This window comes from Lysinibacillus sp. FSL K6-4013, from assembly GCF_038630435.1.
In the GTDB taxonomy this organism is placed as follows: Bacteria; Bacillota; Bacilli; order Bacillales_A; family Planococcaceae; genus Lysinibacillus; species Lysinibacillus boronitolerans.
On sequence record NZ_CP152031.1, the window covers coordinates 2,205,807 to 2,227,988 of the forward strand.

At 40.2% G+C, this 22,182-nt stretch carries 21 protein-coding genes and 2 riboswitches; of the genes, 17 read left to right on the plus strand and 4 right to left on the minus strand.

The annotated features are described in order from the left end of the window. Nucleotides 1-21 precede the first annotated feature (21 nt). From MHB39_RS10915 to MHB39_RS10965, 11 genes are all read left to right on the plus strand, one after another. Entirely contained in the window at nt 22-999 is a 978-nt protein-coding gene (locus MHB39_RS10915) for a thymidylate synthase (protein ID WP_342546727.1), read from the plus strand. Nucleotides 1,000-1,183: 184 nt separating this feature from the next. Beyond that, nucleotides 1,184-1,369, plus strand: a complete 186-nt coding sequence (locus MHB39_RS10920; protein ID WP_048394492.1) for a hypothetical protein — start codon at nt 1,184-1,186, stop codon at nt 1,367-1,369. A 45-nt stretch (nt 1,370-1,414) separates the two neighbouring features. Further along, nucleotides 1,415-1,621 (plus strand): hypothetical protein, encoded by a 207-nt coding sequence (locus MHB39_RS10925; protein WP_036080672.1) that lies wholly within the window; start codon nt 1,415-1,417, stop codon nt 1,619-1,621. A 104-nt stretch (nt 1,622-1,725) separates the two neighbouring features. Continuing rightward, nucleotides 1,726-2,139 carry an Rrf2 family transcriptional regulator gene (locus MHB39_RS10930; protein ID WP_016992591.1) on the plus strand — a complete coding sequence of 138 codons (414 nt, stop codon included), beginning with the start codon at nt 1,726-1,728 and terminating at the stop codon, nt 2,137-2,139. A 70-nt stretch (nt 2,140-2,209) separates the two neighbouring features. Further along, nucleotides 2,210-2,839, plus strand: a complete 630-nt coding sequence (locus MHB39_RS10935; RefSeq protein ID WP_342546730.1) for an NAD(P)-dependent oxidoreductase — start codon at nt 2,210-2,212, stop codon at nt 2,837-2,839. 347 nt (nt 2,840-3,186) lie between these two features. Next, the gene (gene aspA, locus MHB39_RS10940; RefSeq protein WP_016992590.1) at nt 3,187-4,605 is read left to right on the plus strand and encodes an aspartate ammonia-lyase; all 1,419 of its coding nucleotides are present in this window, start codon (nt 3,187-3,189) and stop codon (nt 4,603-4,605) included. Nucleotides 4,606-4,765: 160 nt separating this feature from the next. Next, on the plus strand, nt 4,766-6,010 hold the full coding sequence (locus MHB39_RS10945) for a methyl-accepting chemotaxis protein (RefSeq protein ID WP_342546731.1): 1,245 nt from the start codon (nt 4,766-4,768) through the stop codon (nt 6,008-6,010). 560 nt (nt 6,011-6,570) lie between these two features. Continuing rightward, complete coding sequence (locus tag MHB39_RS10950; protein WP_036080641.1) at nt 6,571-6,951, plus strand: PH domain-containing protein; 381 nt, start codon at nt 6,571-6,573, stop codon at nt 6,949-6,951. Between the two features lie 96 nt (nt 6,952-7,047). Beyond that, complete coding sequence (locus MHB39_RS10955; protein WP_036080638.1) at nt 7,048-7,398, plus strand: YkgJ family cysteine cluster protein; 351 nt, start codon at nt 7,048-7,050, stop codon at nt 7,396-7,398. Nucleotides 7,399-7,972: 574 nt separating this feature from the next. Beyond that, entirely contained in the window at nt 7,973-8,584 is a 612-nt protein-coding gene (locus tag MHB39_RS10960) for a C39 family peptidase (protein ID WP_342546733.1), read from the plus strand. A gap of 176 nt (nt 8,585-8,760) precedes the next feature. Then, a riboswitch (cobalamin riboswitch) is annotated at nt 8,761-8,945 on the plus strand. A 225-nt stretch (nt 8,946-9,170) separates the two neighbouring features. Further along, on the plus strand, nt 9,171-9,926 hold the full coding sequence (locus MHB39_RS10965; protein ID WP_342546734.1) for a hypothetical protein: 756 nt from the start codon (nt 9,171-9,173) through the stop codon (nt 9,924-9,926). Between the two features lie 314 nt (nt 9,927-10,240). On the opposite strand, the gene MHB39_RS10970 is transcribed toward MHB39_RS10965, so the two are convergent. Next, nucleotides 10,241-12,178 (minus strand): translation factor GTPase family protein, encoded by a 1,938-nt coding sequence (locus MHB39_RS10970; protein WP_342546736.1) that lies wholly within the window; start codon nt 12,176-12,178, stop codon nt 10,241-10,243. Between the two features lie 182 nt (nt 12,179-12,360). Beyond that, a riboswitch (cobalamin riboswitch) is annotated at nt 12,361-12,548 on the plus strand. Between the two features lie 162 nt (nt 12,549-12,710). Between MHB39_RS10970 and MHB39_RS10975 the strand changes: the two genes are divergently transcribed. The 3 genes from MHB39_RS10975 (at nt 12,711) to MHB39_RS10985 (ending at nt 16,492) form a co-directional block, all read left to right on the plus strand. Then, entirely contained in the window at nt 12,711-13,703 is a 993-nt protein-coding gene (locus MHB39_RS10975) for an ABC transporter substrate-binding protein (RefSeq protein WP_036080627.1), read from the plus strand. A gap of 51 nt (nt 13,704-13,754) precedes the next feature. After that, nucleotides 13,755-14,432 carry a precorrin-3B methylase gene (locus tag MHB39_RS10980; RefSeq protein ID WP_342546738.1) on the plus strand — a complete coding sequence of 226 codons (678 nt, stop codon included), beginning with the start codon at nt 13,755-13,757 and terminating at the stop codon, nt 14,430-14,432. A 71-nt stretch (nt 14,433-14,503) separates the two neighbouring features. Then, nucleotides 14,504-16,492 carry a S9 family peptidase gene (locus MHB39_RS10985; RefSeq protein WP_342546739.1) on the plus strand — a complete coding sequence of 663 codons (1,989 nt, stop codon included), beginning with the start codon at nt 14,504-14,506 and terminating at the stop codon, nt 16,490-16,492. Between the two features lie 309 nt (nt 16,493-16,801). Here MHB39_RS10985 and MHB39_RS10990 read toward each other — a convergent pair whose 3' ends face one another. Both MHB39_RS10990 and MHB39_RS10995 read right to left on the minus strand, forming a co-directional pair. Beyond that, nucleotides 16,802-17,998, minus strand: coding sequence for a class I SAM-dependent rRNA methyltransferase (locus MHB39_RS10990; RefSeq protein ID WP_312125459.1), 1,197 nt, complete (start codon nt 17,996-17,998; stop codon nt 16,802-16,804). A gap of 61 nt (nt 17,999-18,059) precedes the next feature. Further along, a complete protein-coding gene (locus tag MHB39_RS10995; protein WP_339280912.1) occupies nt 18,060-18,977 on the minus strand; it encodes an alpha/beta hydrolase in 918 nt (305 codons plus the stop codon). 165 nt (nt 18,978-19,142) lie between these two features. Between MHB39_RS10995 and MHB39_RS11000 the strand changes: the two genes are divergently transcribed. Together MHB39_RS11000 and MHB39_RS11005 are read left to right on the plus strand one after the other, a co-directional pair. Then, entirely contained in the window at nt 19,143-19,619 is a 477-nt protein-coding gene (locus tag MHB39_RS11000; protein ID WP_342546740.1) for a dihydrofolate reductase, read from the plus strand. 72 nt (nt 19,620-19,691) lie between these two features. Further along, complete coding sequence (locus MHB39_RS11005) at nt 19,692-20,114, plus strand: NUDIX domain-containing protein (protein ID WP_342546741.1); 423 nt, start codon at nt 19,692-19,694, stop codon at nt 20,112-20,114. A 49-nt stretch (nt 20,115-20,163) separates the two neighbouring features. Here the strand turns inward: MHB39_RS11005 and MHB39_RS11010 are convergent, their stop codons facing one another. Next, complete coding sequence (locus MHB39_RS11010) at nt 20,164-20,799, minus strand: hemolysin III family protein (protein WP_016993322.1); 636 nt, start codon at nt 20,797-20,799, stop codon at nt 20,164-20,166. Between the two features lie 275 nt (nt 20,800-21,074). Between MHB39_RS11010 and MHB39_RS11015 the strand changes: the two genes are divergently transcribed. Continuing rightward, nucleotides 21,075-21,917: a DegV family protein gene (locus MHB39_RS11015; protein WP_036080608.1), complete on the plus strand. Its 843-nt coding sequence runs from the start codon at nt 21,075-21,077 to the stop codon at nt 21,915-21,917. The last annotated feature ends 265 nt before the right edge of the window (nt 21,918-22,182 follow it).

The following is a 22,182-nucleotide window of genomic DNA, read 5'->3' on the forward strand; positions in this document are numbered from 1 at the left end:
TGAAGGAGCTGTTGAAGAAAAATGACGCATCCAGAATTCGCGTACTTAAATTTACTACAACATATATTAGAAAATGGCACAAAGAAAGAGGATCGAACTGGGACAGGTACATACAGTGTCTTTGGGTATCAAATGCGTTTTGATTTAAGCAAAGGTTTTCCTCTTCTAACGACAAAGCGTGTGCCCTTTAAGCTTGTAGCAAGTGAATTATTATGGTTCATTAAAGGGGATACCAATATCCGTTACCTATTGCAGCATAATAACCACATCTGGGATGAATGGGCATTTAAAAAATGGGTGGAATCTAATGAGTATAAAGGTCCTGATATGACAGATTTTGGTCGACGCTGTTTAGTAGACGAGTCATTTAACGCATTGTATCAAAAAGAACTTGCCTCATTTTGTGAACGTGTCTTAACAGACGATGACTTTGCACAGCAATATGGAGATCTCGGAAATGTCTATGGCAAACAATGGCGCCATTGGACAACCTCTGATGGCGATAGCCTTGATCAGCTACAGGATGTCATTCATCAGATTAAGCATCAACCTGATTCACGCCGTATCATTGTCAATGCATGGAATCCTGAGGATGTCATTAATGCGGGCGCAAAGGGCAGTAAAGCTGCATTACCACCGTGCCATGTGATGTTCCAATTTTATGTAGCAAATGGTCAATTAAGCTGCCAGTTAATGCAAAGAAGCCTTGATACATTATTAGGCTGTCCATTCAATATTGCGTCTTACGCCTTATTAACACATTTGATCGCACATGAGTGTGGCCTAGAGGTTGGCGAATTTATTCATAGCATTGGGGATGCACATATTTATGCAAACCATGTGGAGCAAGTGAAAGAACAGCTATCACGTGAGCCAAGAAACCTACCAACATTGCACATCAATCCAAATAAAGCATCCATCTTTGATATAGAGCTTGAGGATTTATCGATTGAAGGATATGATCCACATCCTGCGATTAAAGCACCAATTGCCGTATAATGCTAACAGCAGCCATTTTGGTTGCTGTTTTTTTCAAACAAAGATCTAGGACTAACTATTTGTTTTACGAAATAGGCAAGTAGTTGGATGACTGGATGAAAAGAAATTGATTATAGTTATTATGGTATAATTAGCATTATTTGGTATAATGGGAATAGTCCATTATATTGTAGGGGTGATAGTTGTGAAAAATACAATGGTACTTCTAGTAGATGAATATGATCGACAGCAAAGCGAGCCAGAACAAAGCATGGGTTCTGTGCAACATGCATATTCTTGTAACAAGATCGAATTGTCGCAGCAGCAAATTCAAGAAATGATGCAAATCATCGAAGAGATTCGTTTGAAAGGTTATAAAGATACACTATAAATGTAAGCGCCTTCTAAGCTATAATGGCTGTGGAGGTGTTTTTTTATGAATGTTATTTTTATCGATTCTTATTCTGGGGAAGAGCTGCTACATATGGTGTCACAAGATGTAGCAGGCATTTTGGCAGCAGCACAAGGAGAAAGTGTGACATTTCCAGTAGGTCACTTTAAATATGAATTTCATAATTTAGATTTTTATGAGGACAACGGTCAAATACGTCAGGAATTAGTCATTTACGTAAAAAAAATATAAGTGATACATTAGCAACAGCATAACGGGAACAATACATACAGGTGACAGTGCTTGACTTTTTTCTGCACCTGTAACTATAATAGTTACAACAGGTGGTGATACATATGGTGAACAGTCGATTTTCGGTGGCGATCCATATTCTTTCGCTCATTGCTACAACATCTGATAAAAGTCTCCTTACGTCCGATTTTATAGCTGGAAGTGTGAATACCAATCCAGTAGTCGTAAGAAGAATGATTGGTGTGCTAAAAAAAGCAGGGTTACTTTCTTCTCATACTGGCATGGCTGGCTATGAGCTATTAGTAGAGCCAAAGGATTTAACACTGTTAGCTATTTATCAGGCAATTGATGGGCCAGAGCAGCTATTTGCCATTCATGATGAGCCAAATCCAGCGTGTGCAGTAGGTCAAAAAATCCAGCATACATTGGAGGGAGTCTATACATCTGTTTGGCTGGCAATGGAAGAGCAATTACAGGCACAGACGCTACAGGATGTGCTAGATCAGCTTCGTGCTTAGACGGAGATGGTCTTCTTGTATCTAACCTGTAACTAAAATGGTTACAACTAAACCTTAGGAGGAATAAATCATGAAAATTGCCGTAATTGGTGCAACAGGAAAAGCTGGACAAAAAATAGTAGAGGAAGCGGTACAACGTGGTCATGAGGTCACAGCCATCGTTCGTTCAGCTGCAAAAGTGACAGCAGCTATTCCAGTAATTGAAAAAGATGTGTTTGATGTGACGCAAGAGGATGTAAAAGGCTTCGATGTCGTTGTCAATGCATTCGGTGCTCCAGCTGGACAAGAAGATTTACATGTCAAAGCGGGTCGTCATTTGATCTCGATTTTCCAAGGTATTCCTACAAAATTAGTGGTTGTAGGGGGAGCGGGCAGTCTATTTGTGGACCCAGAGAAAAAAGTACGTGTGATGGATACACCAGATTTCCCAGCCATGTATTTAGCAACAGCGCAAAATCAAGGACAAAACCTACAGGATTTACAACAATCATCCATTACTTGGACATTTATTAGTCCATCTGCATTTTTCGATCCAGAAGGTCCACGTACAGGTCACTATACAGCAGGAGTCGACCACTTATTAGTAAATGATGCGGGGGAAAGCTATGTCAGCTATGCCGATTACGCAGTGGCTGTCGTCGATGAATTAGAAAACCCACAGCACGTTAATAGCCGTTTCACAGTAACGTCGAATAAATAATAAATGCAACCGAGCGTTTCCATCAATTTCGCTTCGGCGTAATTACGTCCAGATTTGGGGCAACACGAAGTTGGTCACACCGTCAATGCCACAGGACGTGGCGCTTTTGACGGTGTTCTTCTATTTCAGTGGAATTTTGAGCAAATAGTATGAGCAAGTCATAATTACCTTACATTGGCGTTCATTGCACAAAACATTTGCTGAATCAAGTTAAAATGCGCTCGGTTTTTTGTGTTTTTTTTGCTTTTTTGAAGGATTTTTTTCGTTTACAGAAAAATGACTGTTTACAATACGACTTTTATTAGCTACTATCAAGTGTGAGTATTACATAAAAGGAGACGACAATAATGTCAACACAACGAATAGAAAAAGATTTTTTAGGTGAGCGCGTATTACCAGCAGAAGCGTATTACGGAATTCAAACACTACGTGCTACGGAAAACTTCCCAATTACAGGCTACACAATTCACTCTTCCCTTATTAAAGCAATGGGGATTGTGAAGAAGGCAGCTGCATTAAGTAATATGGAAGTACACCTATTATCAAAAGAAATTGGTGAGGCAATTGTCGAAGCAGCACAAGAAGTGATTGATGGCAAATGGGATGCTGAATTTATCGTAGACCCAATTCAAGGTGGAGCAGGTACATCCATCAATATGAATGCCAATGAAGTCATCGCTAACCGTGCCCTAGAAATTTTAGGGAAAGAAAAGGGTGACTATCACACAGTAAGCCCAAACAGTCATGTCAATATGTCACAATCAACAAATGATGCTTTCCCAACAGCTATTCATATCGCTGTGTTAAATTTAATAGATGAATTATTAATTACGATGGATTATATGCAATCGGTTTTCCATCAAAAAGCAGAGCAATTTGCTCATGTCATTAAAATGGGACGTACGCATTTACAGGATGCCGTGCCAATCCGCTTAGGACAAGAGTTTGAAGCTTATTGCCGCGTGATCAACCGTGATATCGTACGCATTCGTCAAACACGTCCGAATTTATATGATGTGAACATGGGTGCAACGGCTGTCGGAACAGGATTAAATGCCTTCCCAGACTACATTAAATCTGTTGATGAGCATCTTGCTGAAATTTCTGGTTTACCATTAAAAGGGGCAACGCATTTAGTGGATGCTACACAAAATACAGATGCCTACACAGAAGTATCAGGCGCTTTAAAAATCTGTATGATTAATATGTCTAAAATTGCTAATGACTTGCGCTTAATGGCCTCTGGTCCACGCGCAGGCTTAGGAGAAATCCTGTTACCAGCTCGTCAACCAGGTTCTTCAATTATGCCAGGTAAAGTCAACCCAGTAATGCCAGAGGTACTGAACCAAGTAGCCTTCCAAGTAATTGGGAATGACCATACGATTTCTCTAGCATCAGAAGCTGGTCAATTAGAATTAAACGTAATGGAGCCTGTATTAGTGTTTAACCTAATCCAATCCATTAGTATTATGAATAATGTCTTCCGCGCGTTTACTGAAAACTGCTTAAAAGATATTGAAGCAAATGAAGAGCGCATGAAAGAATATGTAGAAAAAAGTGTAGGGGTGCTAACAGCAGTTAACCCTCACATTGGTTATGAAGTAGCTGCTCGTCTAGCACGTGAAGCCATTTTAACAGGTCGTTCTATTCGTGAGCTTTGCCTTGAAGAAGGTGTCCTAACAAAAGAACAACTTGACTTAATTTTAGATCCATATGAAATGACACACCCAGGTATTGCGGGTTCTAGTATTATGAAATTAAAATAAAACGAGCACTAATGGACTGTAGACATGCCCTAGGAGGCTGTCTCCAGTCTTTTTTTGTAGACCTTTCCTCATATAAAAATAGAGCGTATCCTTATGCGTTTTAGGATAATTCAACTATAATAATGGTATAGAAGACATATTTTAGTTGGGGGAATTTGTAATGAGTTTACGAAAAAAGAGTTTACTTGGCTTTTCCGTTTTAAATGTTTTAATGATCATTATTTTATTCATCGATTTAGCCAATGTAACGACATTAGATTGGTTTTCTACCGTGTTAACGATTGTAGGAATTGCTATTACATTATCTTACACAGTGTATGTCCACTACAAAGTGATACAGCCTATCAAACAACTAACAGAGGCTGCGCAAGGAATTACGGCAGGCCAATTAGATACAGTTGTCATTGAGGTTCGTGACAATGGTGAAATTTCTCAACTAGCACAATCCTTTTTAGAGATGCAGGAACAATTACGAACAATGACACAAAAAATTGCGCACAGTTCTACGAATTTATCAGCAAGCATAGAGGAACTATCTGCGAGTACGAATGAAATTACGCTTGCTGTGGAAGAAGTAGATCAACAAATGGAGAAGACGTCCGAGGGCTTGAAGCAAGCAGCACAATCGGCTAATGATAGTGCTAAATCTATGCAAGAAACCGTTGATGGCATTGAGCGAATTACAGTAGCAACACAAGATGTGTTTGTGCATGCGAAAGATGCTAGCGAGATAGCAGGAAATGGTGCAAATATTTTACATGTGGCAAAAGAACAAATGCAATTTATTTCCTCTTCAACAGAAAAAACAAGTGGATTGATGCAGCAATTATCCCTTAAAATGTCAGATATTAAATCAATGACAGATATGATTACAGCTATTACAGATCAAACAAATCTATTAGCATTAAATGCGGCCATAGAAGCAGCTCGCGCTGGAGAGCATGGTAAAGGCTTCGCCGTTGTAGCTGAGGAAGTGCGTCAATTAGCAGAGCAATCAAAGCACTCTGCAACGCAAATTGTGGATTTAGTTGTAGGAATAGAAAGTGATACAAAACAAGTAGCTTCATCAGTAGAAGATGATTTAAAAAATGTTCAACAAGGTGTTTATGTCATTGACGAGGCGACAAAATCCTTTGGCACGATTTCACAGCATGTTAGTCAGATGACAAGTCAGCTGGAGGATATTTCGACGACAGCTGAGCAGCTTTCAAGTAGCGCCAATGAAGTAGCATCCACAGTAACAACCATCGCTACTGGCATGGACAAGCTATCGAATTATACAGAAGCTGTTTTACATTCAATGGATGAGCAAACAGCCTCAATGCAAGCAGTTAATCATGTCACACAGGATTTAAGTGTCCAAGCGGATAACTTACAAAAGTTAACAAATCAATTTCATGTCTAGGTAAGAAATTGATATTTTCAAGATTTTTTAGCCCTGAAATAACTATCACATATTAATAATTTTACAAGTTTTTTAGTATAATTTTTATCTTCCTTTCACACAATCGAGTAGAGGCTTTTTTACAGACGACCAATTTTCTGTAAAATATGCCTCTTTTTTTATTATTTATTTCATAAACTTGTAAATTGACAGATAAAGAACGGTTGCGTCCAAATGGCTCGGAATATTGTTGGTCATGGTGTTCTCCGTAAAGCTTGGCTAATTTCCTTCATCGGGAATGAATGATGTACGGGGGAATGGAGGGATAGTGGATCGACTATACCAAATGGTCCTTCCTTTAACTGTTCCTATTATGTCCAAGTTGACTGAGCCAACGGGGTACCAGAGCGTGAAATTTGCAAGATGATATTTCGCAATGCCATCATACACTGACATACAAAAGGTGTTCGAGCAAGGTAAAGTAAAAGGAGTCCTTTAGTCTAAATGAAACCATCATTTTTTGTCGTAGCTCTCACTTCTTTGTAATACATTAAATAAACGAGAGCGAAAGGGGACAGATAGTGGGCTTATTTGATGGATTGATCGGCAATGCAAGTGAGGTGAATTTAGAAAAATTACAGCAGGAAGTAAAGGATTTATTAATTCCAAACGAGACAGTCAAGAATGCCTATAAAATTATTAGAGATACGTTTATTTTTACCAATAAGCGATTGATCCTCATTGATAAGCAAGGAGTGACTGGCAAGAAAACGGAGTATCATTCCATTCCCTATAAAAATATCGTTCATTTTTCAGTAGAGACAGCTGGGACATTTGATTTAGATGCAGAGCTCAAAATATGGGTGTCTGGCAGTCCATTACCGATTCAAAAAAACTTCAATAAGGCGACAAATATTTATAAGGTGCAAAGTGTCTTAGCGCAGTATGTATTGGGGACGTAATGTATGCTATAATAATAGTAACATTTACAAAACACATCTTCTAAAGCCCGCATGTATGCGAGGCTTTTTTTGTTGTGTAATAAAAGGAGAATAAAGATGGGGAATTTACCATGTGAAGGGTGTAAGGGGTTATGCTGTGGTCCAGTTCCAATCACAGAGAAGGAATTAAGGAACATTAAAAAGAAGCTCAAATCAATGCCAACTAAAATGCGTTTAGAGCTTAAAAATCAACAACGTTTTATGGGCACTTGTATTTTTTACGATTTACAAAAGGATCGATGTGGCATCCATGCCGTACGACCAGAAATTTGTAGGATGTTTGGCTATTATAAGGAGCTAGTTTGTTTTCGAAAACCAGCAGTCGCAACTAAAACGATGGATACTTCGACAATAGCAAAGCCTATAGGTATCCTATCGTTAGATTATACGTGGAAGGATTTTGAGTAGTTATTTTTAGGAGAGAAACTAGGCTGCCAAGAATATCCTGTAACAATTACTCAGGAGTTTTCCTGAACAATGGATGGTTTTTGGTTATCGTGGTAAAATAAACCATTGAAGTTGGCGAAGATAATTGCTTTGATTGGAGGTTAAACAGATGGATGATATTAGCGTAAGAAAGAGTAGTTTAGAGGAGAAAGCAATATGAAGAACCTTTAATTGGAGTCACACTATATTTTTCCAAATTCAGACATAGTGAAAACATTTTTATGAACGTTAAGGCTGTACATTATTTGGATGCAAATGATCTAACAGACCAAATGTAATGCTGAATAGGGAACGATATGGCTTTAGGTACGATGCTTACTTTATGACAAAAAATCAAGAGGAACTTCAAGAAGAGTTAATTAACTCTAATGCGAAGATCGTAGGTACTTTAGATAATACTGATTACAATAATAAAGAATGAAGATCTCTTTAACAGGTCCGTTTGTTTAATAAGAGCAGGAGCTTCTTGTGCGAACGATGCAAGTAAAAGGATTTTGAATATTGTTGTAATTGGACAAAAGCATGGGGGGATAATATGTTTATCGTTAAAACCGCTATTTTATGGATAGTTATATCAACAATCATTAATGGATATTTAATGACATTCCCTATACCAAAGTTTCGAAAAAGAGAGTATCCGGCTAAGTATCAAATTAAACGAAATAATAGGATCGATATACAAAACAACAGGGAATGTGCAGGATTTTCAACAGCGTATGTGTTGCGACATTTTGGAATAGAGGCCGATGGAGAATCGTTATATTCTAATTTCCCTAGTAAAATGAGTTCAGGTAATGTGTATCCAAAGGGAATCCGGACTGTGCTAAGGAAAAAGGGATTGAAAACAAGCTATTATAAAGGAACAATAAATACATTAAAGTATGAGGTTAGTAAAGGGACGCCCGTAATTGTTTTCATTAAAGTACATAAGGATTATCCTAATTTGCATTTTGTCCCTGTTGTTGGATATGACGAGCAGTATGTCTACCTTTCAGAGTCATTAAGGCAACTGGTGAATTGTAATGATGCTAACTATAGCTATAATCGAAAAGTGGCTATTAATGAATTTAAAAAATTGTGGAATGTAAAAAACATTACGATGCCTCTTTATAGCAATACTTATATAACAGTAGAACCTTTATGTTAATTGACAGGTGCGGTTATTCAATAAAGTTATCGATTTAAAAGGGTTGCGGGTAGAGGTTTCATAGGTAAATGATAGTTTGTAAAATATTGTGAAAATTGACTTTTAATTCACAAGGATTTACAATTGATTTTAATAGTTTAAAGGAATGTGAAGTACATTCCATTCCTATGACAACTGAATAGCGTGTAGTAATAGGTGTAAATTGCGTGCAATTTGCTTAAAAGGGAAGTCGGTGAGAATCCGACACTGTCCCGCAACTGTAAATGTGAGCGACTTTTCAGTATCCACTGTCTTTAGACGGGAAGGAGAAAAGAAGCGATGACCATGAGTCAGGATACCTGCCTGTTACGAGTACACACCATAAACCTACGAGGAATAGGAGGTGGCATGTTGACAAAACAGAATGCTCTGTTCGTCACAGTACGTCAAACGCCCATAGTAAATGAAAGGGTTCACAATCGAACTCGTTCACACATACTTAGGGTTTGTTTGGCATTGTGTGATGAAAGAAGATAAAATGAAGGATTTCCTCAAAAGTAGGGAGTCCTTTTTGTTTTGAAAATATGTACGCAAAGGGGATGCACGTATGACAAATATTCATGGAACGACAACGTTGGAAACGCCTTATGAAGATCTGAACATTTGTAAGCAACCACGCACAGAAGTTGCCAAGAAAGCAAAAACAAGAATGGTGGTCGAATCGCTAATCGATCAATTATTAGCAACGAAGCTGATACGCAACGATCGCTTCTTTGAGCAAATCTTATATAATAAAGAAATTATTTGGATACAAAATGGGGATGTGGACGGTCATCTTTTAGCGAAAGCAGCCATAGCAGATGAACTCAAAACAAAGACGAATAGTTTTATGATGTACATGCCGACCAATCCGATTGTCTATGAGGTCAACGGAGAAGCGTATCACTTAATTACGCGCATTGATTCTACACGCGCAAAGCCCAACCTCGACCGTCTATCATTGGAGCCAAAGCCTGTTTTAAGTGCCGCTCGTGTCAATGACTTATTATGCTCGATTGTCATGCGCTTTTATGAAACATATTTACAAGATTTAGCACCTCATCATGACAAACTCATCGCATTTGTGCAGCAGGAATATGCCCAATTTATTGAAGCAGTGCAAGCGTTAAATGATTATCATTTCAACTGGCATCCACGTGGCAATGGTCACGAGCTTTTGCTGCAATTAATTGACCATCTCCAACTATTAAAAAGTCGACCAGGAAAGGTACTGATTGATTTTACGAACAAGCATGACTATGTAATAGTTGAACCCGCATATTTGTTGGACAAACCAACAAAGAAAGCAGTCGGTGCACTATAAAAAACAAGCCCTCCATTTTTGGAGGGCTTGTAATCATTTTATTGCAGGGTACAGATAATTTACGCCCAAGCAAGAAATACCCGCGCTCGAGCGATGAATACCCGCGAAAGCAAGTGAAATACCCGCGCTCGAGCGATGAATACCCGCGGAAGCAAGTGAAATACCCGCGCTCGAGCGATGAATACCCGCGGAAGCAAGTGAAATACCCGCGCTAGAGCGACGAATACTCGCGGAAGCAAGTGAAATACCCGCGCTAGAGCGACGAATACCCGCGAAAGCAAGCAAAGCCTTCACGCGAACAAAATCACCCAATTTTACAGGCAGTGCATGGCTGCCTGTGCTTCTTGCCACGGAACCGTATATCCTTTGCCCTTTGCACAAAAGATACTGGAGGAACTATACTCAGGGTCGGCATTTTTATCATAGCCAATCTGTGCAATCACCTCCTCTGTATTATGGCACACATCATAGCCATCAAATTGGAGTGTGAGTGCACCCTTCCCATTTGTATAGGCGGCAAAGGTTGCACTGTAGCTCATTAAAGTGGCAACAGGCGCACGACCTGTTAGGATAACATCCGTTTCAGATAAAATCGGGTCATCGAATGTGCCTGCTGCTTGCTGAATATCAGTCATCATACGGCCGATATAGTCGTTTGAAGCCTTCATTTTAAAGCGATAATAGGGTTCTAGTAGTACATTTTGTGCCTGCTCCAGCCCCTGGCGCAGAGCACGGAAACTGGCTTCACGGAAATCTCCCCCTGATGTATGCTCGTTGTGCCCGCGACCTGTTAGAAGTGTAAAATGAATATCTGTTACAGGGAAGCCTGTCAGTAGCCCATGATGGTCACGCTCAAACAGGTGCTTTTCAACAAGGCGCTGATTGCCTATGGATAAATGATCTGCATGACAGGCATTGCTGAAGGTATTACCTGTTCCACGTGGATTTGGCTCCATTAATAAATGCACTTCTGCATAATGCTTGAGGGGCTCGAAATGACCATAGCCCGTTACGGTTGTCGCAATGGTTTCCATATATAAAATTTGCGGCTCACCAAAGGAGACAGCTATTGAAAAACGCGTCATTAATACCTCTGTCAGGACCTCCAATTGAATGACTCCCATAATATGCACATGGATTTCCTGAAATTTTTCCTGCCAGACCACACGCAAGGACGGCTCTTCTGCTTCGAGTAAACGGAAAATCTGTAGCACTTCCTTGATATGCTGATCGCCCTCATATTGAACCTTTGCCTGTAAGGTTGGGACAAGCTCATAGGGCTGGGATAGCATCGTTGTACCGATTCGATCTCCAATATTTGCCTGACTCAGCCCTTTGACAGCGAAAATCTCTCCTGCCTCAACCTGTTGAATGGTCTCAAAGCGACTGCCATTATAAAGGCGAATTTCGGTCACTTTTTCTGTTATTTCGCCAAATGAAAATTCATCCCGCACATGCAACGAGCCCTTGATCGCCTTCATAAAGGTTAAACGCTGGTGCCCATCATGACGAATTTTAAAAACCTCGCCCTCAAACGGGGCATCCTTGTCAAAATGGGTACATGTTAACAGTGGGAGCTGGTCAAGAAATTCCTGAATGCCCTCATCCTTTAAGGCTGAGCCAGCAAAGCAGGGGAAGGCACATTCATGTTTAATCATTGCCTGTAACTGAGCAAGACACTGTTCATGCTCCAATGACTCATTCAGAAAGGCATCAAGCAATTCTTCGTCGCGCTCCGCCAGCCATTCCATGATGCTATTTGATACATAATCTGCTCGCAGCGGCTCATCGACGAACAACACATGCTGAGAGCAATCTTTGTGAAGCTGACTCATGACAGCCTCCACATTGGCACCTTCACGATCAATCTTATTAATAAAGAAAAAGGTAGGAACATGGTATTGACGTAAAAGTTGCCACACTGTTTCTGTATGGCCTTGTATCCCTTCGACAGCGCTAATGATAATAATGGCATAATCCATTACTCGAATGGCACGCTCCATCTCAGGGGAGAAATCGACATGCCCTGGCGTATCAATCAATGTGTATGTATCGTCGCCAATGCTTATGCGCCCCTGCTCAGCAAATATTGTAATGCCTCGTCTGCGCTCTAGCTCATGATGATCAAGAAAGGTATCCTGATGATCGACTCGACCACGGGCTTGAATACTATTTGTATGAAAAAGTACTTGCTCAGAGAAGGTCGTTTTCCCTGCATCCACATGCGCAAGTACACCGATTGTTTTGTACATAGGAAATCCTCGTTTCTATAGATTGCTATCTTTTTATTGTAACAGAATACTAGCTCCTTTATTTCTTGTAAAATAGTTCGTCTTTATGTCGAAATAGTGCTAATATAATGATGATTATACTATTAGCATCATACTACTGATTGCGCGATAAATTTTCTTCTGCTAGTCTATCAATAGTATTGAACATTATAGAACGTATTGGTGCAAATGGCATTTGTCATTTGCTTAAAAGGGAAATCGGTGCAATTCCGATGCTGTCCCGCAACTGTAAATGGGGAGTCTATACAGCATGCCACTGTAGTGAAACTATGGGAAGGCGTATAGATGATGAACCTAAGCCAGGATACCTGCCAATATGTATTTTTTGACTAAGAACCACGAGGATGGGGATAGTGATATAGGTAATGATACCGTTATTTCACTATGCTACTCTCTTGGCGACAAGAGGGTTTTTTTATGCCCTTCCAACCACCTGGGTAGTAAAGAAGTCTCTGATTTCTTTCTATATTTTAACAACAAAGGAGAAAAGGACATGAAGAAATGGAAAAGTATCTGGCTGATGATAATCATTGCCTTGGTCGCTGTTTTAGGGGCTTGTAACGCAAAGGACAAAACAGAATCAGCAGCACAAGGTGAAAAGGTTGAGCCATCCGAGGCAGCAGCAGAAGTAACCATTGAAAATAATGACACAACACAAACATATAAGGAAGCACCGACAAAAGCGATTAGCTTAAATCAACATGTAACAGAAATCATGCTAGCGCTTGGCTTAGAGGATTCTATGGTAGGGACGGCTTACTTGGATGATAAAATTTACGAGCCACTGCAAGAGGCATACGATAAAGTCCCTGTCCTTTCCGATCAATACCCAACGAAGGAGCAAGTCATTGATGCCGAGGCAGATTTCCTATATGCGGGCTGGAAAAGTGGCTTCGGGGAAAAGGGTGTTGGCACACCAGAAGAGCTTGAAGAATTAGGCATTCATACGTATTTACATACGGCTTCCAACATGACAAAGCCAACATTAGAGGATATTTTTACCGATATTCGCAATATCGCGAAGATTTTCCGTATTGAGGATCGTGGTGAAGCTTTAATTGAGCAGATGACGAAAGATGTAGAGGCAGTACAAGCTAAATTACCAAAAGATAGCGAAAAATTACGGATTCTTGTGTTTGATAGCGGTGAAAAGGATGTATTTACAGCGGGTCAAAACTTTATGAATGAGCTAGTGACAATCGCGGGTGGACAAAATATCTTTGGTGATGTGGAATCAGGCTGGACAACTGTGTCGAAGGAAGATGCAGTGGACCGCAATCCAGAGGTAGTTGTCGTAATTGATTACGGTGAAACAACAGCAGAACAAAAGATCCAATTCTTAAAAAATGATCCAGCATTGAAGGAGATGGAAGCTGTTAAAAATGAGCGCTTTGTTATTCTACCACTTTCAGCAGCGTCTGAAGGGGTTCGTGCGGCAGAGGCGATTGAAATTTTAGCAAAGGGCTTCTATCCTGAAAACTTTTAATCCATTCGAGCTAGCGTTTTGCTAGCTCCTTTTTTATAAGGAGCGATAAAAATGAACGCATTTCAAAAAAATGTACCAGATCAAACTTTTGAAACATTAAACCGTCATGGTGAATTCACACGTCTTGCAGTCAGCCCCGGCATTATCAATAAGCATTATACGCCTGCGCAATTTCAAAAAATAGCCGAAATTGCAGGCGAAAAGGGAGCAATAAAGTATTCGGCCTCCTACAGTATTCTCGTATCCATTCCAACAAGTGATGCGTCAGAAGCGATACAAGCCTTACAGGAAGCGGGTCTTTATGTTGTGCCCTCAGGTCCTATCATTGCCATGAGGGCCTGTGATTTTTGTGATGGTGAGAAAATGGAGGCTGCCCCGATAACCGAACAGCTCTATCATGCCATGGTGGGGATGACGGTACCTGCAAGAGTCCGTGTCAATATTAATGGCTGTGCATCAGCTTGCTACAATGCAGTCTATGATGATATTGGGCTCGTTTACCAACAAGAAAGCTTTGATGTCTATTTAGGAGCAGTACCGATGGGAGCAAAGGCACAGGCTGGCAATTTATTCGCTAAGAGGGTAGACGTCACACAAATTGAAGATGTTTTACTGCACCTGATAAACCTTTATAAGGAGCATGCTCGCCCAAATGAACCCTTTTATAAATTTTATCGCAGAACAAAGTCCGCAGAATATTGGGAACTAGTAAAAAATTCGATTAAATAGCAGGAATATTACTTAGGGTGTCGAAGTATTGTAGTAAGGCACAGAATATTACAATACAAAGGAGCAAGAACATGACATCGAAACAAGGGATTCAACCAGAAGATCTTTATCACTTAAAATCAGTAGCAGATCCACAGCTTTCACCAGATGGGACAGAGGTAGTTTATGTAGAGACACGTATGGACGAGAAGAAAAACGACTATATATCGAATTTGTTTTATATAAACTTGAAGGACAAAACACCACAGCAATGGACATTTGGTGAAGATAGAACGAGTTCCCCTGTTTGGTCACCAGATGGCAGTCAAATTGCATTCTTGTCAACGAGAACAGGTAAGTCGCAAATTTATGTTCTTTCGAAAGCAGGTGGAGAGGCAAAACAGGTGACACATTGTAAAAATGGAGCGACATCCCCTGTCTGGTCACCATGCGGCAAGAAAATTGCTTTTTCAGTCGTGCTAGGGAAAGGTGAAACCATCCTAGATAAAGCGGAGGATGAGAAGAAAAAGGATAAAGAGCTAAAGCCACTAGAAATCGAGAAAATGAAACACAAATCGGATGCTGGTGGATTTATTGATATGGAGCAGTTTACCCATATTGCCATTGTCAATGTGGAATCAGGAGAGCTAGAGCAAGTGACAGAAGGCAAAGAGTACTTCCATCTGGGTACTTGGTCGCCAGATGGCAAATACCTTACGTACTTAGCAGATAAGGCGGAGGATTTAGATTTCTCATTTAATGTGGATATCTATTTATTGGATTTAGAATCTAAACAGAGTCACAAGCTAACAGAAGGTTCGGGTGCATATTACCAAACGGCTTGGTCTCCGAATAGTCGCTACCTTTCTTTTGTAGGCGGAGAACGTGAATTTGAAAATGCCACACAAGCGAAGCTATGGATTTATGACATGGAGCAAAAACTACTAAACGGTGTAACAAGTGAATTTGATGCGCCTGTCGGTGATTATGTCATCGGTGATTTCCTGCAAGGTGTAGCGTCACCACGTGTGCAATGGATGAATGATAACCATAGCTTCTACTTCCAAGTCACAGATCACGGCAATGCGGCGATTTATTTCGGCAATGTAGATGGCGAAATTTACCCAGCTATCCATGATGATCAATATGTCTATGGCTTCTCGCTTGATCCGCAAAATGATCAGGCTATTGCGGCTATTAGCACAACGACCAATCCAGGCGATCTGTTTTATGTGAACCTAAAAACGGGTGACAAAGAACAGTTGACGTCAATTAATGAAGAATTTCTAAAGACCAAAACATTAGCTGTCCCAGAAAGTATTGAATTTGAAGGTGCAGAAGGCTGGCAGGTCAATGGTTGGATCATGAAGCCAGTTGGCTATGAAGCAGGGAAGAAGTATCCTCTCATTCTTGAAATCCATGGTGGTCCGCATGCAATGTATGGCAATACCTACTTTAATGAATTCCAAATCCTTGCTGCACAAGGCTTTGCAGTGCTTTATACGAATCCGCGTGGTAGTCATGGCTATGGTCAAAAATTTGTGGATGCAGTACGTGGCGATTATGGTGGTAATGATTATGCGGACTTAATGGCAGCAGTAGACTACGCTCTGGAGCACTATGATTTTATTGATCAAGATCGTCTAGGTGTAACTGGTGGAAGCTACGGTGGTTTTATGACCAACTGGATTGTGGGCCATACAAATCGCTTTAAAGCAGCTGTGACGCAGCGCTCCATTTCGAACTGGATTAGCTTTGCTGGTGTCAGTGATATCGGCTATTACTTTACAGACTGGCAAATTCAAGCAGGACTCGATGATATTGAGAAGCTATGGCATCATTCACCGCTGAAGTATGTAGACAAAGTGGAGACACCATTATTGATTTTACATGGTGAAAAAGACTATCGATGTCCAATTGAGCAGGCAGAGCAATTGTTTATTGCCTTAAAGTATCGTAAAAAAGAAACAAAATTCGTGCGTTTCCCTGAGGCGAACCATGAACTGTCAAGAAGCGGCAAGCCCACATTGCGAATTAATCGACTTGAATATATTCGAGATTGGTTTGTGAAATATCTATAATCGGGTGGCCTAAGAAGAGGATTTCTTCTTAGGTCACTTTTACTATATAGGACGTCTTTTGAAAAAGCTCTTTGGTGTATCCTGACAGCATCAAAATTTGCGAAAATCTTTACTGAAATCATCGAATGAAATGGTTTCGAAATGCATTTTTTCGTTATTTAATGTAGGAATAGTACCAACTAAAGCAATTTTTAAGTGCGCCCTCAGGAATAAACCTTTTTTCAGGTTTATCTACCTTATGTTCATTATTTGGTGGAAGCCTCTCCGCCCCATAAAAAAAGAATCACAACAGGTGTGATTCTACATTGCTTAGTCGATTTTCTGGATGAACACGACCTTCAGATAATTAAATTCAGGGTATTCACGTGGTACACGGAAATCCTTTGGTAAACCATATTCCTCGACGATTTTATAGCGTGTACGAGTCTCTTTAAAGGCTTGGTCGATAAAGCCTTTGAACTTTTTCATGCCGAAGCTGGCATTATTTGTGGAAGCCACAATCATGCCATTTTTAGCGGTAATGGCAATCGTGTCCTTCAGTAATTTTGGGTAGTCCTTTGCCGTTGAAAAGGTCATTTGCTTTGTACGTGCAAAGCTAGGTGGGTCTAATACAACAAGGTCAAACTGTAAAGCATGGCGCTGCGCATATTTAAAATAATGAAAGACATCCATGACTTTTATATCCTGTGCCTCATAATCAATATGATTGACACTAAATTGCTCAATTGTTTTGGCTAGACTGCGCTTGGCTACATCTACACTCGTTGTTTTGATGGCACCTCCTAGAGCAGCTGCTACAGAAAATGCTCCTGTATAGGAGAACGTATTTAGCATGTCAGTATTGTTTGCATAACGCTCACGAATAGCCAATCGCACCTCACGTTGATCGAGGAAAATGCCTGTCATGGCACCATCGTTTAAATGCACCGCAAAAGTCATGCCATTTTCTTTTACCATGATAGGAAATTCACCTGGTGTGCCCATCACAAAATCATCCTGCTCGATATACTGTCCTTTGCTATCAAAACGTTTTTTCTCATAAATCGCTTGATAGTTCACTGTCTCAGCAAGCGCCTCATAAACGACTTCTTTAAATGAGTAAATGCCCTCACTATACCAGCTCACCATGTAGTAGCCGTTAAAAAAGTCAATTGTGAGACCGCCGATGCCATCTCCCTCACCGTTAAACACACGAAAGGCTGTTGTGTTTTCATTGCTGAAGAATGCAGCACGATTGTCGATGGCCTTTTTGAATTTCTTCGTAAAAAAAGTTTGATCGATGGTTTCATTCGCATCGGTCGTTAGCACCCAGCCAATCCCTTTATTTTGGATTCCGTAGTAACCTGTTCCGATAAAACGATTATGGTGATCCAAGAGCTTTAGGAGCGTGCCTTGCTCAGCAGGTAAATGTCGTGCATCAACTGCATCCTTTGAAATAAGTGGGTAGCCTTTTTTTAATTGATCAGAAAAGGGCTGTTGTATTTGTAGTGCCATTGTTTGTGTCATAGTGTCATCCTTTAAAAACGTTTTGCTCTATTATCGCACTGTTTGAGCGGGATAGCCAAACTTATTTCAGGAATTGCGCAATTTTTGTCACGGTTTCAATCGTTGCGTCTTCAAAATAATTCATTTTACTGAAATAGCTATGGATTAATCCTGGCATTGTGATATGTTCGACTGTCACACCTGCAGCCGATAACTTTTGTGCATAACTTAGACCCTCATCAAAGAGAACATCTGCCTCTGCGGCTAAAATGAGTGTTTTTGGCATTTTACGGACATCCTCTAGCTGAAGGGGGGATACAAGCGGATTGGTGAAGTTTGCTTCCTCTGTATAGTGATGAGAGAACCACTGCATGGCTTGTGTATCTAAGCCATAATTTTCACCATATGCTAGATAAGATACTGTTGAAAAATCAACATTTGTAACGGGATAGATCAGTGCTTGAGCTTGTAGTGTTGGACCTTCCCGTGTAGTAGCTAAGTGCGCAACGACTGTAGCCAAATTTCCACCTGCACTATCCCCAGCAACCGACAATCGACTTGCATCTCCACCTAAGGCTTCAATATGGTCATGTACCCACACTAGGCTATCGTAGGCATCATATAAGGGCGTTGGGAAGGGATATTCAGGTGCTAAGCGGTAATCCACTGATACCACAATTGCCTGTGCCTGATCTGCTAATAGCTGACAGCCTGCATCGACAGATTCTAGATTGCCATAAACCCAGCCTCCACCATGGTAATAAACAATAACAGGTAAAGTTTTGCCGAAGACGGGCGTATAAAGCCGTACTGTAATTTGCGCTCCATCTCGCACCGTAATGTTGTAATTCTCAATCGATGCTAGCTTCGGTTTGTGCACGGATTGCCATTGCGTAACCGTCCGCATGGCTCTCGCTTCCTGCGGTGTAACTTTGTAATAAGGTGTAGCAGTACGCTGAGCTTCTAGATAATGAACAGCTTCTTTTCTTAAAGTTGTCATCTTCATCATTCCTTTATTGTGAGTTTGTTATTCTTATTATAAACTATTCATATAATTTTACTAGGATTTAATTTAATTGTAGCATAAGCTTTTTTATTTATAAATGAGGTGAAATAAGCACATTATGTTTATAATAAAAGGGACGAAAGTATTTGGAGGGACAGTATGATTTCTTTAATTGTGGCACATGATGACAATCACGTTATCGGTTATAACAATGGGATGCCTTGGCATTTACCTGGGGATTTGCAGTATTTTAAACAAAAAACAATGGGCAAGCCTATGGTTATGGGACGTAAAACATTTGAATCCATCGGTCGACCACTTCCAGGGCGACGCAACATTGTCATTACGCGTGATGAAAACTATCAGGCAGAGGGCATTGAAACTGTGACAAGTTTGGAAGAGGCATTAGCGCTAGCTGGAGATGTTCCTGAGGTGATGATTATTGGTGGCGAGCAGATTTTCCGCTTAGTGATGGAGATGGCTGATCGCTTGTATATCACAAAAATTAATCACGCCTTTCAGGGAGATACTTATTTCCCGAGCTATGAGCAGGATTTTGTTCAAGTCTCTTCAGAAACGCCTGAAACAGCACCAGAAGGCTATACATTCCAATATCAAATTTTTGAACGACCATAACTCAATAAAAATCGCTCCCTTATAAAGGAGTGGTTTTTTATATTGGAAATATCATTATAATCGGGGTGTAACGTGAACATCGAATTCTATGATATCGGTACAGTAATGAATAACAAGTTAAAATTTGCAGTGATTAGTGCATATTATCAGGGACAATGGTTGTATGTTAGACAGCGCAATCGACACTCTTGGGAAATACCTGGTGGTCACAGAGAGTCATGCGAGGAGATTGATAAAACCGCAAAAAGAGAATTATTTGAAGAAACGGGATGTAAAGAAATGGACTTAACACCAATTTGTGATTATTCAATGGATGACACGTTCAAAAAGGTTTTTGGAAGACTATACTTTGCGAGGATAAAAGAGATGGGGCGATTACCAGTTTCTGAAATAGCGGAAGTAAAACTTTTTAAAGATTTACCTACATACTTAACATATCCTGAGATTCAACCAATATTGCATGAAAAAACACTTGCTTTTCTAAAAGAATTTTAAAAAAGCAGGGGAGCCATTTCTTCTGCTTCCCCTGAATATAAACTGAGCCTTATAAATAGAAGTAAACACAAGCATACATAGAGGCACAGCCAGCTAATACAAAGAGATGCCAGATTGCATGGTTAAAGGGCAGTGAGCGCCATGCATAAAAGATGGCCCCAATCGTATAGAACAGCCCACCTGCTAGCAGTAAAGCAAAGCCATGTAAACCTAAATAGAGATAAACGGGCTTAATGGCAAATATAATTAACCAGCCCATGCCGATATAAAAAATCAATGAAAGTACTTCAAAGCGATTAATAAAGAAACATTTAAACAACACACCAAGCACAGCCAGTGACCAAATAATACATAATAGCGTCAATCCTAGCGTACCACCAACGGCAATTAATAAAAACGGCGTATAGGTGCCGGCAATTAAAATATAAATGGACGAATGGTCCAAAATAGCGAAAAAGTGTTTATATTTTTCTGGCATACTGTGTAGTAATGTAGACATTAAAAACAGAATGATGACAGACGCACCGAAAATGCTGAAAGTTGTAATATGTAGTGCATTTCCTGTTTGGACGGCTGCTAACAGTAGAACAACCAGTGCTGGAATACTAGCGATGAAACCAATACCATGTGTAATGGCATTCCACAGCTCTTCCCTCCATGATTTATAGTCAAATGAATCAACCATTTGAAACACTCCTTTCGTTCATACATTTACTATACCCCAATAATTTAAAGATGAACATTTACATTTGTCATATAGTTCATATCAAAAATGTCATAAGCCTGTCATATTCTTTGAGGGGCATTGATAGACAAGAGGTAGGCGAAAACGCTATAGTATCCAAGGTAGCGTTTACATGCAAGCTAGGACAAGGTTCTGCCTAATGACAAATGTCATGTTTACATAATGATTCATTAGTCTATATAATAAATTTTAATGAAGTAAAAGGATGTGTCGAAGTGAGACGAATTCATATAGTAACGGACTCAACTTGTGATTTAACAAAAGAAGAAGTAGCACAACATGGCATACATATCGTGCCTTTAACGATTCAAATTGATGGTCAAACATATACGGATGGTGTGGACTTGGAGCCACAGTCATTTTTAGGCTTAATGAAAAATGCGAAAAATTTACCGAAAAGTTCGCAACCAGCTCCAGGGAAATTTAAAGAATTATATGATGAGCTCGGTAAAGATGGCGATCAAATTATCTCCATCCACATGACAGGCGGTATGAGTGGAACAGTAGAATCAGCACGCCAAGCGGCACAAATGACAGATGCCGATGTGACAGTCATTGACTCTCGTTTTATCGCGATTGGCTTGGCTATCCAACTACGTGAGGCAATCCGCATGCGTGATGAAGGGGCAACAGTAGAGGACATCGTAGCACGTTTGGAAAAAGTACGGGACAATACGCATTTATATGTGATTGTAGACACGCTCGAAAACTTGATTAAAGGCGGGCGAATCGGTAAAGGAACAGGCTTTATCGGTTCCCTTCTAAACATCAAAGTGATTGCCAACCTTGAAGGTGGCGTATACAACCCAGTGTCAAAGGTACGTAGTCATAAACAAGTAGTTAATTTTTTATTTAAACAATTCCAAGCAGATACAGCCGGAAAAACGGTTAAGGCAGTCGGCATTTCCCATGCAGATGGCCTAGTAACGATGGGCAACCCATTAAAAGCGCTGATCGAAGAAACTGGCTTTAACGATGTTGAAATTGCCTTTACATCTCCAATCATCTCGACACACACAGGTCCAGGAGCAATCGGTTTTATTTATTTTGCAGAATAACAGGAAGGAGCTACTACATAAGTAATTGTAGTGGCTTTTTTATACTGTAACACTTTGAAGACATGAATGAGCGTTTTAATCAAACAATGATCAATTTGCTCCTAAGAAAGAGCGACTTCGATTATATGGTGACTACTTTGCCGCCAAGCAAGAGCGGCTCCAATCAAATTGTGAGCGTTTTCCCACAAAGTATGAGCGGCTTCAATCAGAGTGTGATCGCTTTCTCACATGAATTGAGCGAGTTTAATCCAAAGAAGAGCGGTTA